This window comes from Candidatus Symbiopectobacterium sp. NZEC135 (assembly GCF_025962695.1).
In genome coordinates this window covers 1-1,288 of record NZ_JAGFPF010000512.1, presented here as the reverse complement: position 1 = coordinate 1,288, position 1,288 = coordinate 1, and the positions used below count along the sequence as shown (strand labels likewise).

The following is a 1,288-nucleotide window of genomic DNA, read 5'->3' as shown; positions in this document are numbered from 1 at the left end:
AATTTCTCCAGCAATGACTACCTGGGCTTAAGCCAGCATCCTGCCATTATCGACGCCTGGCAAACCGGTGCGACGCGCTATGGCGTGGGCAGCGGCGGCTCGGGTCATGTCACGGGCTATACCGACGCGCATGCGGCGTTGGAGGGCGAACTGGCGCAATGGCTGGGTTATCCGCGTGCGCTGCTGTTTATCTCCGGCTATGCCGCGAATCAGGCGGTGGTTGCTGCCCTGATGCAGGGGCAAGATCGCATTCTGGCAGACAAGCTCAGCCATGCGTCCTTACTGGAAGCCGCCGCCCAGTCACCGGCCACCTTGCGCCGCTTTGCACACAATCAGCCTGCGGCGCTGCAACGCCTGCTGGAGGGAGATGCTCCGGGCGAAACCCTTGCCGTCACGGAAGGTATTTTCAGCATGGACGGCGACAGCGCGCCGCTGGGCGCACTGCATGGGTTGACGCAGGCGCGCGGAGCCTGGCTGATGGTGGACGATGCGCACGGGGTAGGCGTGTGCGGCGAGCAGGGGCGCGGCAGTTGCTGGCAGCAGGGGGTAAAACCTGAGTTGCTGGTCGTGACGTTCGGTAAGGCGTTTGGCGCGAGCGGGGCCGCCCTGTTGTGCAGCGAACCGGTAGCCGACTACTTCTTACAGTTTGCCCGTCACCTGATCTACAGCACCAGTATGCCACCGGCTCAGGCTTGCGCATTGCGCGCGGCATTGTCCTGCATTCAGCAGGGCGACGCGCTGCGTGACAGGCTAGGCCACCATATTGCTCAGTTTCGCGCCGGGGCCGGGGATTTACCCTTTACCTTGATGCCATCGCAAAGTGCCATTCAACCGCTGATCGTCGGTGACAACCCCGCTGCCTTGCACGTGGCACAGCGTTTGCGTCAACAGGGATTCTGGGTGAGTGCGATGCGTCCGCCTACCGTGCCGCCCGGCAGTGCACGGCTGCGGATTACGCTGACGGCCAGCCACACGGATGATGACATCGCCCGCCTGCTTGCCGCTTTGCACACGGCGGCGCATGGGCAACAGGAAGGTGTCAATGAGTAATGAATTGCATAACAAACGGGCCATTGCCCAGGCTTTTGGCCGTGCGGCGCAGCGCTACACCCGGTTTGCCGAGCTGCAACGCACCAGCGGTGAACATCTGATGACCCTGGCGCTACCGCTTGCCGGACAGCAGATACTGGATGCGGGGTGTGGCACCGGGCATTTCAGTCAACGTTGGCGCGCGCTGGGTAAACAGGTGATCGCGTTGGATCTGTCTGCTGGCATGTTGCAAGAGGCG

2 protein-coding genes are annotated in these 1,288 nt (G+C 62.7%); both read left to right on the top strand.

What is annotated here, in order from left to right; all coding sequences use genetic code 11:
• On the top strand, positions 1–1,050 hold a 1,050-nt coding region (gene bioF, locus J5224_RS28325), incomplete at its 5' end, for an 8-amino-7-oxononanoate synthase (RefSeq protein ID WP_264628437.1).
• Positions 1,043–1,288, top strand: a 246-nt coding sequence (locus J5224_RS28320) for a methyltransferase domain-containing protein (RefSeq protein ID WP_264628436.1), incomplete at its 3' end; no start/stop codon positions are given. The genes bioF and J5224_RS28320, both read left to right, overlap by 8 nt.